This window comes from Nonomuraea longispora (assembly GCF_004348345.1).
Lineage (GTDB): Bacteria > Actinomycetota > Actinomycetes > Streptosporangiales > Streptosporangiaceae > Nonomuraea > Nonomuraea longispora.
This window is the reverse complement of record NZ_SMJZ01000228.1, coordinates 1-13800: the sequence shown is the minus strand read 5'-3', so window position 1 is coordinate 13800 and position 13800 is coordinate 1. Positions and strand designations below refer to the sequence as shown.

The window sequence follows — 13800 nt, the reverse complement described above, 5'->3', positions numbered from 1 at the left end:
TCGCCCATCTGGGCCCACGCGACCACGCCGCCCTTCAGCACGAGGTCGGGCTTGACCCCGAAGAACGCGGGGCTCCACACCACGAGGTCGGCGAGCTTGCCGGGCTCGACGGAGCCGAGCTCCGCGTCCAGCCCATGGGCGATAGCCGGACATATCGTATATTTCGCGATATAGCGCTGAGCGCGCAGATTGTCCGCTGGCCCTCCGCCGAGCGAACCCCGCCGCCCCTTCATCACATGCGCCGTCTGCCACGTACGGATGATCGTCTCCCCGATCCGCCCCATCGCCTGCGAGTCGGAGCCGATCATCGAGATCGCCCCGAGGTCGTGCAGCACGTCCTCGGCCGCCATCGTCGAGGGCCTGATGCGCGACTCGGCGAAGGCCAGGTCCTCGGGGACGGCCGGGTTGAGATGGTGGCAGACCATCAGCATGTCGAGGTGCTCGTCGAGCGTGTTGGCGGTGTGCGGCCGGGTGGGGTTGGTGGAGGACGGCAGGATGTTGGGCCGGCCGGCCACGCGGATGATGTCGGGCGCGTGCCCGCCGCCCGCCCCTTCCGTGTGGTACGCGTGGATCGTCCGGTCGCCGATGGCCTCCAGCGTCGACTCGACGAACCCGGCCTCGTTCAGCGTGTCGGTGTGCAGCGTCACCTGCACGCCCGCCGCCTCGGCCACGCGCAGGCAGGCGTCGATGGCGGCGGGCGTCGAACCCCAGTCCTCGTGCAGCTTGAAGCCGGAGGCCCCGGCGGCGAGCTGCTCGCGCAGCCCCTCCGCGCTGACCGTGTTGCCCTTGCCGAGCAGCGCGAAGTTCAGCGGGTACGCGTCGAGCGCCTCCAGCATCCGGCCGAGGTACCAGGTGCCGGTGACGGTCGTCGCCTTGGTGCCCTCGACGGGTCCCGTGCCGCCCCCGACGATCGTGGTGACCCCGGACCCGATGGCCTCGTCGAGCAGTTGCGGGCAGATGAGGTGCACGTGGGAGTCGACGGCCCCGGCGGTGAGGATCTTGCCGTTGCCCGCCAGCACCTCCGTGGACGGCCCGATGACCAGGTCGACGCCGTCCATCGTGTCGGGGTTGCCGGCCTTGCCGATGGCGAGAACCCGGCCGTCGCGGACGCCGACGTCGGCCTTCACCACGCCCCAGTGGTCGAGGATGAGCGCACCGGTGATGACGAGGTCGGCCGCGCCCTCCGCACGCGTGGCCCGCGCCTGGCCCATCGACTCGCGGATGACCTTGCCGCCGCCGAAGACGGCCTCGTCGCCGGCTCCCGACGGACCCATCGCGCGGTCCTCGGTGACCTCGATGAACAGGTCGGTGTCGGCCAGCCGGACCCGGTCGCCGGTGGTCGGCCCGTACAGTGCCGCGTAACGCGCACGCGAGACGTCAGCCATCGAGCGGCCCCGCCCACTCCGGCCGCAGGCCCGGCACCACCCGCCCGCCCGCGATCGGCACCAGCCGCACGTCACGCTCGACGCCCGGCTCGAACCTGACCGCCGTCCCGGACGGCACGTCGAGTCGCATCCCCCAGGCCGCCTTCCTGTCGAACTCCAGCCCCGGGTTGGCGGCCGCGAAATGGTAGTGGGAACCCACCTGCACCGGCCGGTCGGCGGTGTTGACCACCCGCACCGTGACCCGCTCGCGTCCCGGGTTGAGCTCGATCGCCCCCTCGGGATGCACGTACTCGCCCGGGATCACGGGATCGGCCTGTGCACGGTGACGAGCTTCGTGCCGTCGGGGAACGTGGCCTCGACCTGGACGCTTTCCAGCATCTCGGGCACACCGTCCATGACGTCGGCGCGGTCGAGCACCGACCGCCCCGCCTCCATCAGGTCGGCGACGCTGCGCCCGTCCCTGGCGCCCTCCATGAGGAACGACGCGATGACGGCGGTAGCCTCGGGATGGTTGAGCCGCAGGCCCCTGGCCTGCCGCTCGCGCGCCACCCCGGCGGCGACGTGGATGAGCAGCCGTTCCTGCTCGTGTGAGGTTAGCCGCATGGCCGGACCATAGGAACCGGCCGTTTCCTGGCTGTTGCCGGGTGATGTCGGGCGGGTTTCGCCGTCGCGCCGCACTGCCGTATGTCGGAATAAGTGCGCTTGTGAACATCCGGCAATCGTGTCTTAACGCGCGGGATCTTCCCGGGAAATCTCGCCGGTCCACCTTTCTCGCAGTACCGGTCGGCAGGAAGGAACGGCTGTGCGCATCCCCCGCCCGATTGTCTCCGCGATCCTCGTCTTGTCCCTTGCGGCCTGCGGGTCAGACGCCCGGCCGGCCGGCGACTCCGGCGACATCAAGGTCGGCATCCTCCACTCGCTCAGCGGCACGATGGCCATCAGCGAGGTCACCGTGCGCGACGCCGAACTTCTCGCCATCGAAGAGATCAACAAGGCCGGAGGCGTGCTCGGCAAGCAACTCGTGCCCGTGGTGGAGGACGGCGCCTCCGACTGGCCCACGTTCGCCGAGAAGGCCACGAAACTGATCAGGCAGGACAAGGTCGCCACCGTCTTCGGCGGCTGGACGTCGGCCAGCAGGAAGGCGATGCTCCCGGTCTTCGAACGCTACAAGGCTCTGCTGTGGTATCCGGTGCAGTACGAAGGGCTGGAGAGCTCGCCGTACATCTTCTACACGGGCGCCACCACCAACCAGCAGATCATCCCCGGCCTCGACTACCTGAAGGAACAGGGCAAGAAACGGTTGTTCCTGGTGGGCAGCGACTACGTCTTCCCCCGCACCGCCAACAAGATCATCAAGGCGTACGCGGCCGCGAACGGCATGGAGATCCTCGGCGAGGAGTACACCCCGCTCGGCCACACCGAATACTCCACGCTGGTCAACAAGGTCACGCAGGCCAGGCCGGACGCCGTCTTCAACACGCTCAACGGCGACTCGAACGTCGCGTTCTTCAAGGCCCTCAAGAGCACGGGAGCCACGGCCGAAAGCATGCCCGTGCTGTCGGTCAGCATCGCCGAGGAGGAGGTCACCGGCATCGGCGTGGACAACGTCGTCGGCCAGCCGGTCGCCTGGAACTACTACCAGACCACCGACACCTCCGCGAACAAGGCGTTCGTCAAGGCCTACAAGGCCAGGTACGGCCAGGACAAGGTCACCAGCGACCCCATGGAGGCCGGCTACAACGCCGTCTACCTGTGGGCCGAGGCCGTCAAGAAGGCCGGCACGACCGAGGTCGAGGCGGTCAGGAAGGCCGCGGGCGGCATCGCGCTCGAACGCCCCGAGGGCCTGGTCACCATCGACGGCGAGAGCCAGCACCTGTACAAGACCGCCCGCATCGGCATCGTCCAGCCCGACGGCCTGATCAAGCAAGTGTGGGACTCCGGCGAGCCGATCAAGCCGGACCCCTACCTCAAGGGCTACCCGTGGGCGGCCGGGCTGGCCGGTCAGTGATGTCCGCCTTCGCCAACCAGCTGCCGATCGGGTTGTCCATCGGGGCGGTGCTGCTGCTCATCGCGCTCGGGCTCACGTTCACCTTCGGGCAGATGGGCGTGATCAACATGGCGCACGGCGAGTTCATCATGGCGGGGGCGTACACCGCGTTCCTGCTGGGCGACCTCGTGCCGGCACTGCCCGCGGCGTTCCTGGTCGCCGGGACCATGGGGCTGATCCTCGAACGGGCCGCCATCCGGCACTTCTACGGCCGCCCCCTCGACACGCTGCTGCTGACCTGGGGCGTCAGCCTGGTGCTGCAGCAGCTCGCCCGCGACCTGTTCGGCGCACCCAACGTCCAGGTGCCCGCCCCCGCGTGGTTGTCGGGAGGGGTCGGCATCCTGCCGTACAACCGGCTGTTCATCATGGGGCTGGCGGTGGCCGGGGTCGTCGCCGTCTGGGCCTACCTCACCCGCACCAGACTCGGGCGCAGGACCCAGGCCGTCGTGCAGAACCGGCGGCTGGCCGCGACCAGCGGCATCGACACCGGCCGGGTGGACATGCTGACCTTCTTCGTGGGGTCTGGGCTGGCGGGCGTGGCCGGGGTGGCGCTGACGCTCATCGGGCCCGTCGGGCCGGCGCTCGGCACGTACTACATCGTCGACGCGTTCCTCGTCGTCGTGGCGGGCGGGCTCGGGCAACTGCGGGGCGCCGTGCTCGCGGCCGCCGGGCTGGGCCTGCTCAACTCGTACGCGGAGTTCTGGTCGGACGCCTCACTCGCGAAGGTCATCGTGCTCGCCGCCGTCATCGCGTTCCTGCAGGTGCGGCCGCAGGGCATGTTCGTGCTCAGATCGCGGGCGCTCACATGATCAGGAGGAACCTGCCCTTCGCGGCCGTGGCGGTGATCGTGCTCGTGGTCGCTCCGCTGCTGCTGGAGCCCTTCCGGCTGAGCCTGCTGGCCAAGTACCTGTGTTACGCGATCGTCGCGCTCGGCATCGGGCTGGCGTGGGGGCAGGCCGGCATGCTCACCCTCGGCCAGGGAGTGTTCTTCGGGCTCGGCGGCTACTCCATGGCGATGCACCTCAAGCTCACCGAGGGCGGCGGGCTGCCCGACTTCATGGTGTGGAGCGGGGTGGAGGAGCTGCCCGCGTTGTGGGTGCCGTTCGGCGACCCGGTCCTCGCCCTGGCCACGGCCGTGCTGGGGCCGATGCTGATCGCCGCCGTGCTCGGCACGCTGGTGTTCCGGCAGCGCGTACGCGGCGCGTACTTCGCGATCCTCACCCAGGCGCTGGCCGCCGCCATGGTCATCCTGCTGGTCGGGCAGCAGGGCCTGACCGGCGGCACCAACGGCATGACGAACTTCTTCGACGTGTTCGGCCAGGACCTCGCCGACGACTCCACGCAGCGCGGGCTCTACCTGGTGGTGGCGTCCGTACTGGGCGTGCTCTACCTCGCCACCCGGCAACTGGTGAACAGCCGGTACGGCCGGCTGCTCGTCGCGATCAGGGACGGTGAGGACCGGGTGCGTTTCCTCGGCTACGACCCGGCCCTGGTCAAGACCGTCACATTCGCCCTGTCGGCGGGCATGGCAGGACTGGCGGGCGCGCTGTTCGTCCCCGTCGTCGGCATCATCTCGCCCGCCCTGCTCGGCGTGGTGCCGTCGCTGGAGCTGGTCGTCGCGGTGGCGGTCGGCGGCCGGCACGCGCTGGCCGGGGCCGTGCTCGGCGCAGTCGTCATGGGTTACGCGCAGACGGCGTTCAGCGAGCAGTTCGCCGACGGCTGGCTCTACCTGCAGGGCGCCCTGTTCATCCTGGTCATGACGCTCGCCCCGAAGGGAATCATCGGGGTGGCGGAGAGGTGGCGACGTGCTCGAACTACGTGACGTCCAGGTCGTGTTCGACGGCTTCCGCGCGCTCGACGGCGTGAACCTGACCGTGCCCGACGGCGAACTGCGCTTCCTCATCGGGCCCAACGGAGCGGGCAAGACCACCCTGATCGACGTGATCACTGGTTTGACCAGGCCGGTGGCGGGCAGCGTGCGTTTCGCCGGCCACGACCTGGTGGGCAGGAAAGAGCACCAGATCGTACGGCTCGGCGTCGGCCGCACGTTCCAGACGTCCGTCGTCTTCGAGGAGCTCACCGTGATCGAGAACCTCGACCTCGCCGCCGGCTTCCGCAGGCCGCTGTGGACGCTGGCCAGGCGGCGCAGGGGCGTCTCGGAGGCCGTCGCCGAGGCGCTCGCCAGAACCGGGCTCGAAGACCTCGCCGAACGTTCAGCCGGGGTTCTCTCCCACGGCCAGCGCCAGTGGCTCGAGATCGGGATGCTGCTGGCGCAGCGTCCCCGGCTGCTGCTCCTGGACGAGCCGGTCGCGGGCATGTCCAAGGACGAGCGCGAGCGCACCGGCGAGTTGCTCACGCGGATCGCCGACGACCACACGGTGGTCGTGGTGGAGCACGACATGGAGTTCCTGCGGCGGCACGCCTCGACAGTGACCGTGCTGCACGAGGGCAGGGTGCTCGTGGAGGGCTCGGTCGACCAGGTCAGCGCCGACCCCCGCGTGCAGGAGGTCTACCTGGGGAGGAAGGCGAGCGATGCTGTCGGTCACAGGCCTTGAGTCCGGGTACGGGAGGGCGCGCGTGTTGTTCGGCGTCTCGCTGGAGGTGGGCGCCGGGCAGCTCGTGTGCGTCATGGGCCGCAACGGCGTCGGCAAGACCACGCTGCTCAACACCGTCATGGGCGTGCTGCCGGCGGTCGCCGGCACGGTCACGTTCGACGGCCGCGACGTCACGAAACTCAAGCCGCACGAGCGGGTGCGGCTCGGCATGGGGTACGTGCCGCAGGGCCACCGGTGTTTCCCACAGCTGTCGGTCCAGGACAACCTGCTGGTGACCCTGGAGGCCGCCAAGCAGCCCAAGCAGGCCCTCGACGAGGCCCTCGACCTCTTCCCCGCGCTCAAGCCGCTGCTCAAACGGAGCGCCGGCCACCTGTCGGGCGGCCAGCAGCAGCAGCTCGCCATGGCCCGCGCCCTCGTGACCAGACCGAGGATGCTCGTCCTCGACGAGCCGACCGAGGGCATCCAGCCGTCGATCATCCTGGAGATCGAGGCCGCCATTGAACGCCTGCACGCTGACGGCCTGCCCCTGCTGCTCGTGGAGCAGTACCTCGACATCGCGCTGCGGCTGGCCGACACGTTCGCCATCCTCGACGGCGGGCACGTGGTGCGCACCGGCACCGCCCAGGACCTGCACCGCGAGGACGTCCGCCGCCTGCTGGCCGTGTGAGACATCGCGGGTGTCGCTGCGGCGTCACTGCGGGATCTGTGCCAGGAACGCCCGGGTGTTGGCGGCGGCCTGCCGGTCGCCGGTCTGCTCGAAGACCTCCAGCGCCGCCCCGGCCAGCTCGCGCGCCCGCCCGGTCGCGCCCTCCGCCCGGTTGACCCGGGCCAGGGCCAGCAGCGCGTGCGCGTCGAGCAGCCGGTCGCCGAGGCGTACGGCGATGCCCCTGGCCTGCTCGGCGGCGGCCCTGGCGGCCGGTTTGGCGGCCTGCGCCAGGCGTACCGCCGACAGGTCGAGCAGCGTGTCGGCCTGCCGGTGCCGGTCGCCCAGCTCGGCCAGCCGCCCGACGGCGGCAGCCAGCAGCTCGCCGGCCTCGTCGAGCCGGCCGGTGCGGCGCGACACCGCGCCCAGCACCCGCTCGGCGTCGGCCGTGTCGCGCTCGTTGCCGGCCTCCTTCAGACAGGTACGCAGTGTCCGCTCGGCCTCCTCCAGCCGTCCCAGCTCCAGGTGGACGCGGGCCAGGCGGCGTACGGCGTGGTGGACGTCGCGGGCGCGGCCCTGCCGCCTGACCATGTCGAGGGCGCACTCCAGCCGTTCGTACGCGCGTTGCCACTCCCGCTCCGCCAGGTGCAGGTCACCCAGATCCAGCAGGATCAGCGCCTCGCCCCGGTCGCCGGCCGACCGCCGCGCCGACTCCAGCGCGGGTCCGGTCACCGTACGCCAGTCGTCGAGGTAGCGGTGGCGTTCGAGGAAGGGCCCCAGCAGGTGCGCCAGCCGCCAGCACTCGTCGTCGAGCCCCGCCGCGTGCAGGTCGGCGACCAGGCTCACCAGGAACGCCCGCTCGGCCGCCAGCCATTCGACCGACTCCCTGATGTCCCTGGTGGCCACGGCCGTGGCAGGGCCGCCCGACACCAGCGGGAACCGCGAGGCCCGCACCCTGTCCAGCACCACGGCCGCCACTCGCGCCAGCACCCCGGGGACGGGCTGCTCGCGGGCGAACAACCTGGTCAGGTCGTGCATGCGATAACGAACCTGGCCCGCCACGTCGACCCCGGACGTCTCCAGCAGGCCCGCGTCCACCAGCGTCTCGGCCTGCCCGCCGAGCTGCTCGGTCACCCAGTCGGCGACGTCGGGCGCCGACACCGCACCGAGCCCGCGCAACGTCAGCCTGGCCGGCTCCGGCAGCCCGTCGAAGCCGATGGCGAGCGCGCTGCGCACCGTCTGGTCGCCGGCATGCAGCCGGTCGAGCCGCTCGTCCTCGTCCTCCAGCAGGCGCACCAGGTAGTCGACGGTCCACTCCGGCCTGGCCGCCAGCCGGGAACCGGCGATGAGCAGCGCGATCGGCAGCCCGCCGCAGAACCGCGCCAGCCTGCGCATGGCGTCGTCCGGCGTGCGGCCGGAACACCGCGCGAGCAGGTCGAGCGCCTCCTTGTCGTCCAGCACGCCGATGGACAACCGGCGCGCCCCGGTCAGCCCGCCGAGCGAGGAACGGCTGGTCACGACCGTCGGGCAGGACGTCAGCAGCGGCTGTACCTGGGCCTCGCCGGTCGCGTTGTCGAGCACCACCAGCAGCTTGCGGGCGGCGGCGTACGTGCGGAAGAGCCGTTCGCGCTGCGCCAGCGACGCGGGGATCGCCTGGGCGGGGCAGCCCAGCCAGCGCAGGAAGTCCTCGAGCACCGCCGACGGCGCCGTCGTCTCGCGCAGGTCGGCGTACAGGATGCCGTCGGGGAAAGCCTCACGCCCCCGCCAGGCCGCGTGCACGGCCAGCGCCGACTTGCCCGCGCTCGCCTGCCCCGCCGATCACCTGGTCGAGCAGGGCGGTCCGGCCCGTGAAACCCGCCACGTCGGGCGGCAGCAGCACCGGGGGACCCGCCGACACGTGCAGCGACGCGTCGTCGTACAACATGCGGTGGTAGAGCAGCTGCAACTCCGGGTCCGGCTCGATCGCGTGGCCGCCGTCGAGCTGGTCGCGCAGCACCGCGTACGCGGCCAGCGCGTCCACCCGGCGGCCGCTGCGGTAGAGGGCCAGCATGTACTGGCCGCGGAAGCGCTGCCACGTCGGATGTCGCCGGGTCAGCCCGCGTAGCTCGGCCAGCAGCTCGCGGTGGCGGCCCGCGTCCAGGCCGGCCTGCAGCCTGCGTTCGAGGGCGAGCAGGCGCAGCTCACCGAGTTCCTCGCGCAGCCGGCGCGTCTCCGACCACCGCTCGCCCTCCGGGTCGACGTCCTCCAGCACCTCGCCGCGCCACAACGTCAGCGCCTCGTCGTAGGCGCCCCTGTCGACCAGCAGCCGGAACCGGTCGACGTCGAGCCTGCCGTCGCCGAGGGACAACACGTACGACCCCGACACCGTGCCGATCACGTCCTTGCCGAGCAGCTGCCTGAGCCGGCCGACGTAGCCGCGGACCAGGGAATCGGAGCGATCGCCTCCCTCGCGGGGCCACAACAGCCGCCGCAGCCGCTCGACCGTCAGCGGGTGACCGGCGTTGAGCAGGAACATGGCCAGCAGATCGCGCAGCTTGGGTGTCGTGGGCGTCAGATCCCGCTCGCCGTCGCGCACCTCGAGCGGCCCCATGATGCGAAAGTCCACACGACCCTTCCTTCGAGCCTTCGAGCCTTCGAGCTTGCGAGGAGAGATGCCGATCAGGATGGCACATCGGGGAGCGTCGGAGGAGGCGCCCGAACCGGCGGAAGCGACCTGATCCACCCATCCGGCGGGCCGGACGGACACGGTGCGCAGCTAGACGCAGGAGCCTTGCGGCCGGGACTCGGTCATCTCGGTGGTGACGACGCGGCGCAGGAAAGCGAGCAGTTCCTCGCGCTCATCGGCCGCCAGGCCTCCCAGCACTTCGTTCTCGACTTCCCGCATGAGCCGGCCGACCTGGGCGAGAGCGTCGCGGCCCGCGCCGGTGATCTCGATGACGCGGCGACGCCGGTCCGCGGGCGCCGGCCGGCGGGAGACCAGACCGCGGCGTTCGAGGTCGTCCAGGGTGATCACGAGGGTGGATTTGTCGATCCCCGCGGCCTGCCCCAGCTCCAGCTGGGTGAGGGCCCGGCCGTCGGCGGTGGACAACACCACGAACTCGCGAGGGGTGATGGAGGTCTGTTCCTCGGCCTGCCGGTCGGTGGTCCTGGCGCGGATCTGCTGGACGATGCGCGCCATCAGCCACATCGCCGACTCCTCCAAACCGGCGGGCCCGGCAGCCTGCTGCTCCATGCCCCCATACTAGACCAAGGTGAGATGTCCTTGCTCTAGACGATCTAAAGCTGTACGTTCTTGGCTTGTTACGGAAAAGCGAAGGAGGACCAGCGGTGCTCGCCTACATCATCGATTCCCTTGGAGCCCCCGGGGAGATCCGGGGCGTTCCGGTCCCCGAGCCCGGGGAAGGCCAGGTCCGCGTACGTGTCCAGGCCGCCGGGGTCAACCCCGTCGACGCGTTCTCCGCGCAGGGCTTCATGCGGGAGATGGCCGAGCACCGCTTACCGCTGATCCCCGGGACGGACGCCTCGGGAGTCGTCGACGCGGTCGGCAGCGGGGTCGTGGACGTGGATCCCGGCGACGAGGTGTTCGGATCGGCGGGCAAGACCTACTTCGGCGAGGGCACCTACGCCGAGTACGCCGTCATGTCCGCCGCCGCCATCACCCGCAAACCCGCGAAGCTGAGCCATGCCGAGGCGGCAGCCCTGCCCACGCCTGGAGCGACCGCACTCACCCTGCTGGACGCGGCCCCGGTGAGCGCCGGGCGGACCGTACTCGTCGTCGGCGCCACCGGCGGCGTCGGCAGCATCCTGGTCCAACTCGCCGCCGGCCACGGCGCCACCGTGATCGCCGTCTGCCGCGGGGAGAACGCCGAGTACGCCCGCGAACTCGGCGCCGCCCACGTCATCGACTACACCGCCGGGAACACCGAGGAAGCACTCGCCGCCCTCCGGCCGGGCCGGATCAGCGCCCTGCTCGACACTTCCGGCGACAAGGACCTGGTCACCGGGCTCAGCACACACCTCGAACCGGACGGGCGAGTGGCGTCCTGCGCACTGGGCGCCGACGAGCAGACCCTGACCGACCGCGGCCTGACCGCCGTCAACACCATGACCATGGTCACCACGGCCGCTCTCACCGGCATGGCGGAGCAGATCGGCCAGGGTCGCCTGCGCCCGCCGCAACTCGAAACGCTCTCCCTCGACCAGGCGTCGGCAGCCCTCGACCAGGCCCTCGCCCGGCACACCCGCGGCAAACTCATCCTCTCGATGACCGGATAGGCCCGAGCCGACACTGACGGTCGACCGGCTACCCGATCTCGACCGCCGCACCCTCGGCCGGTGCGGGCGCTGATGTGACGACAGGAGAGACGGCTCGGATGGCGCACCATACGGTGCGGCCAAGCCCGTGGCCATGCTCCCGCACGCCCCATTCCTGGGCGATCTCGTTGATGATCAGCAATCCGCGCCCGTCATCCGCCTCCGGCTCCTGCCGGATATGGGGTGCGGAGAACGTGGAGCCGGGATCCCGCACACCGACATAGACCGTCCCGCCGGTCGCCGCGACCGTGAGACCGATGAGGTCGTACGGCTTGGGGTCGGAGTGCCGGAGGGCGTTCGTCATGAGCTCGGACACGGCCAGCACGGCCTCGTCGACTGCAGGGTGGTCGTCCCCCAGCCATCTGCGCACCTCGGCACGTGCCCGGGGAACGGACTCACGAATGCCCGCCAGATGAATCGAACCGATGACCTGCGGCCCGGAACTCGCTGCTTGCACGGTTTCACCTACTCGAAGTCGCCGACCTCTGTCTGCCGTACGACGATCCCAAGCTTTGACTACACTTAGTAGTGGGTTGGATTCGAATTGCGATCAACCGTTGTAGTGAAGCTCCGGTTGAAACGCGTGGAACCCCGGAGGTCAGGTGCCCAAGGAAAGCGAGCTTTGCCCCGCCGACTCGCCGACCGCGCTCTTCGGCTTCGAGCTACGGCGATACCGCAAGGCCCGAGGTTGGTCCCAGCTCCGCCTGTCGAAGGAGGTGTCCTATTCCGTCGGCACGATCAGCATGATCGAGACAGCCAGGCGGGCACCGACCGAGGAGTTCGCCCGGCTCTGCGACGAGACGCTCGAGGCGGAGGGTGCGCTGATGCGGCTCTGGCCGATGGTGAGCCACGCATCGGCTCCGTCGTGGTTCCGACCCTGGCTCGACGTCGAAGCCACAGCAGAGACGATCAGAACGTGGGAGCCGCTCATCGTGCCCGGTCTGCTCCAAACGGCGGACTACGCTCGGGCCATTCTGAGCGGCGAACCTGGTGTGACACCGGAGGAGGTCGAAGAGCACCTGACCGCGCGCATGGAACGGCAATCGATCCTTCGGCGGCCCAGACCACCCCTCCTCTGGGTTGTGCTTGACGAGGGTGTCCTCCACCGCCCGATCGGCAGTCGCGCTGTGATGGCCGCGCAACTCACTCGTCTTCTCGAAGCATCCCAGGCGCCCCGGATCACCATCCAGGTTCTCCCGCTCGACGCCTACTCCACGACCGGACTTCTTGGGGGATTCGCTGTCACACAGGCTCACGGGACCCCGGACACGGCATACGGGCTCTTCGAACTTGATCGGGTTTGAGGTCTCGCCGGGCGCAGAGGGCTTGAGAGGGCTCGTGACTCCCGGTGATTCTTCTTGTTGTCGAGGCAAGAAGATCACATAGAGAAGCCACGAGCATGGTCAACGGAGCATGGTCAACGATACGACGCTGCTGCTCGGTCTGGACGGGGTGGCCGTCACGAAGGTCGTCGCCGCAGGTGAGGGATCGCAGGAGGGGCCGGTGGTGCACCTGGCCACCGCGGATGAGCGGGCCAGATGCTGCCCGCAGTGCGGGGTTGCCGCGGTCCGGATGAAGGAATGGGTGACCACCCGGCCGCGGGATCTACCGGTGGCAGGCCGGCGGTGTGGGTTGCGCTGGCGTAAGCGTCGCTGGTGCTGTGATCAGGCGTCCTGCCCGCGTCAGACGTTCACCGAGCAGGTGCCGCAGATCCCCGCGCGGTCGCGGCTGACGGTGCGATTACGCCAGGCCACCGGTGCCGCCGTGGGAGATGGCGGGCGAACGGTGATCCAGTCGGCGCGGGATCACGGGGTGTCCTGGCCGATCGTGTCAGCGGCGTTCACCGAGCATGCCCGCCGGGTGCTGCCCGCCCAGCCCGAAACGGTCACCGTGCTGGGTATCGACGAGGTCCGCCGGGGCCGTGCTCGCTGGGTGCTGGAGGAGGCCACCGGCACCTGGACGACGGCGGTGGATCGCTGGCATACCGGCTTCGTGGACCTGTCCGGTGAGCAGGGTCTGCTCGGTCAGGTAGAGGGCCGCACCATCGCCGCTGTCACCGGCTGGCTTAACGAACGTGACGCCTCTTGGCGGCGGCAGGTGGCCTTCGTCGCGATCGATATGTGCACCATCTTCAAGTCCGCCGTACGCGCCGTGTTGCCGCACGCCACGCTGGTGGTCGACCACTTCCACGTCGTGCAACTGGCCAACCAGGCGCTCACGGAGGTCCGCCGCCGCGTCACTGTGCAGATCCGTGGGCGGCGCGGCCGCAAGGGCAACCGCGAGTGGGAGTTGCGCAACCGGCTCACTCGCTCCGCGGCCCGGATGCACGGCTCCCAACTGGATCCGATGGTCGATGACCTGCAAGCTCTGCCCGTGCGGCTGGGCAGGCCGATCCTGGCCGCGTGGAACGCCAAGGAAGACCTGCTGGATCTGCTCGCCTTGGCCCGCACCCACCCCGACCGGAGCGTCATCGCCGATCGGCTGTTTCGCTTCTACGACCGCTGCGCCGCCTCCGGCCTGCCCGAACTTGAACGCCTGGCCACCACAATCGACACCTGGTGGCCGGAAATCCTCGCCTTTATCCGCACCGGCATCACCAACGCCGGCTCGGAAGGCACCAACCGCGTCATCAAGACCACCGCACGCGACGCCTACGGCTTCCGCAACCCCGAAAACCAGCGTCTGCGCACCCGCTGTGCCACCACCCGACGCGGACGCGGACACCTCAACCTCGGCTATTCAGCCGGAATTTCACTCCGAAGATCGATAAATGAAGAAGGTGCCTCCGACCTGCGATGATCTGACTGCTTAGATCAAGACATCGCACAGAACGGACGCACCTTCCGGGTGAACGGT

The 13800-nt window shown here is 70.0% G+C and carries 15 protein-coding genes; 8 read left to right on the top strand and 7 right to left on the bottom strand.

Annotated elements, in window-relative coordinates; translation table 11 throughout:
* The 3 genes from ureC to E1267_RS37825 all read right to left on the bottom strand — a co-directional run.
* Window positions 1-1385, bottom strand: a 1385-nt coding sequence (gene ureC, locus E1267_RS37835) for an urease subunit alpha (protein ID WP_132340137.1), incomplete at its 3' end; no start/stop codon positions are given.
* Window positions 1378-1689 carry an urease subunit beta gene (locus E1267_RS37830; RefSeq protein WP_132340135.1) on the bottom strand — a complete coding sequence of 104 codons (312 nt, stop codon included), beginning with the start codon at window positions 1687-1689 and terminating at the stop codon, window positions 1378-1380. The genes E1267_RS37830 and ureC, both read right to left, overlap by 8 nt.
* Window positions 1686-1988, bottom strand: coding sequence for an urease subunit gamma (locus E1267_RS37825; protein ID WP_132340133.1), 303 nt, complete (start codon window positions 1986-1988; stop codon window positions 1686-1688). The genes E1267_RS37830 and E1267_RS37825 overlap by 4 nt, the downstream gene beginning before the upstream one ends.
* Window positions 1989-2187: 199 nt before the next feature.
* On the opposite strand from E1267_RS37825, the gene urtA reads away from it, so the two are divergent.
* Genes urtA through urtE form a run of 5 tightly spaced genes read left to right on the top strand, consistent with a single transcriptional unit; the run spans window position 2188 to window position 6654 of the window.
* Window positions 2188-3393, top strand: coding sequence for an urea ABC transporter substrate-binding protein (gene urtA / locus E1267_RS37820; RefSeq protein WP_132340131.1), 1206 nt, complete (start codon window positions 2188-2190; stop codon window positions 3391-3393).
* Window positions 3393-4241 carry an urea ABC transporter permease subunit UrtB gene (gene urtB, locus E1267_RS37815; RefSeq protein WP_132340129.1) on the top strand — a complete coding sequence of 283 codons (849 nt, stop codon included), beginning with the start codon at window positions 3393-3395 and terminating at the stop codon, window positions 4239-4241. Before urtA ends, urtB begins: the two co-directional genes overlap by 1 nt.
* Window positions 4238-5254, top strand: a complete 1017-nt coding sequence (gene urtC / locus E1267_RS37810) for an urea ABC transporter permease subunit UrtC (protein ID WP_132340127.1) — start codon at window positions 4238-4240, stop codon at window positions 5252-5254. The genes urtB and urtC overlap by 4 nt, the downstream gene beginning before the upstream one ends.
* A complete protein-coding gene (gene urtD, locus E1267_RS37805; RefSeq protein ID WP_132340125.1) occupies window positions 5238-5987 on the top strand; it encodes an urea ABC transporter ATP-binding protein UrtD in 750 nt (249 codons plus the stop codon). Before urtC ends, urtD begins: the two co-directional genes overlap by 17 nt.
* Window positions 5965-6654: an urea ABC transporter ATP-binding subunit UrtE gene (urtE, locus tag E1267_RS37800; RefSeq protein WP_132340123.1), complete on the top strand. Its 690-nt coding sequence runs from the start codon at window positions 5965-5967 to the stop codon at window positions 6652-6654. Before urtD ends, urtE begins: the two co-directional genes overlap by 23 nt.
* Window positions 6655-6678: 24 nt before the next feature.
* On the opposite strand, the gene E1267_RS37795 is transcribed toward urtE, so the two are convergent.
* The 3 genes from E1267_RS37795 to E1267_RS37785 all read right to left on the bottom strand — a co-directional run bounded on the left by E1267_RS37795 (window position 6679) and on the right by E1267_RS37785 (window position 9862).
* Window positions 6679-8409: a tetratricopeptide repeat protein gene (locus E1267_RS37795; RefSeq protein WP_132340121.1), complete on the bottom strand. Its 1731-nt coding sequence runs from the start codon at window positions 8407-8409 to the stop codon at window positions 6679-6681.
* Window positions 8384-9235 (bottom strand): AfsR/SARP family transcriptional regulator, encoded by an 852-nt coding sequence (locus tag E1267_RS37790; protein WP_132340120.1) that lies wholly within the window; start codon window positions 9233-9235, stop codon window positions 8384-8386. Before E1267_RS37790 ends, E1267_RS37795 begins: the two co-directional genes overlap by 26 nt.
* A 150-nt stretch (window positions 9236-9385) precedes the next feature.
* A complete protein-coding gene (locus E1267_RS37785) occupies window positions 9386-9862 on the bottom strand; it encodes a MarR family winged helix-turn-helix transcriptional regulator (RefSeq protein WP_132340118.1) in 477 nt (158 codons plus the stop codon).
* A 95-nt stretch (window positions 9863-9957) separates the two neighbouring features.
* On the opposite strand from E1267_RS37785, the gene E1267_RS37780 reads away from it, so the two are divergent.
* The gene (locus E1267_RS37780) at window positions 9958-10905 is read left to right on the top strand and encodes an NADP-dependent oxidoreductase (RefSeq protein ID WP_132340117.1); all 948 of its coding nucleotides are present in this window, start codon (window positions 9958-9960) and stop codon (window positions 10903-10905) included.
* A gap of 28 nt (window positions 10906-10933) precedes the next feature.
* Here the strand turns inward: E1267_RS37780 and E1267_RS37775 are convergent, their stop codons facing one another.
* The gene (locus tag E1267_RS37775) at window positions 10934-11401 is read right to left on the bottom strand and encodes an ATP-binding protein (protein WP_132340115.1); all 468 of its coding nucleotides are present in this window, start codon (window positions 11399-11401) and stop codon (window positions 10934-10936) included.
* A 145-nt stretch (window positions 11402-11546) separates the two neighbouring features.
* Here E1267_RS37775 and E1267_RS37770 point away from each other — a divergent pair, with 145 nt between their 5' ends.
* On the top strand, window positions 11547-12248 hold the full coding sequence (locus E1267_RS37770) for a helix-turn-helix domain-containing protein (protein ID WP_132340113.1): 702 nt from the start codon (window positions 11547-11549) through the stop codon (window positions 12246-12248).
* Between the two features lie 109 nt (window positions 12249-12357).
* Complete coding sequence (locus E1267_RS37765; protein ID WP_246064506.1) at window positions 12358-13743, top strand: ISL3 family transposase; 1386 nt, start codon at window positions 12358-12360, stop codon at window positions 13741-13743.
* The last annotated feature ends 57 nt before the right edge of the window (window positions 13744-13800 follow it).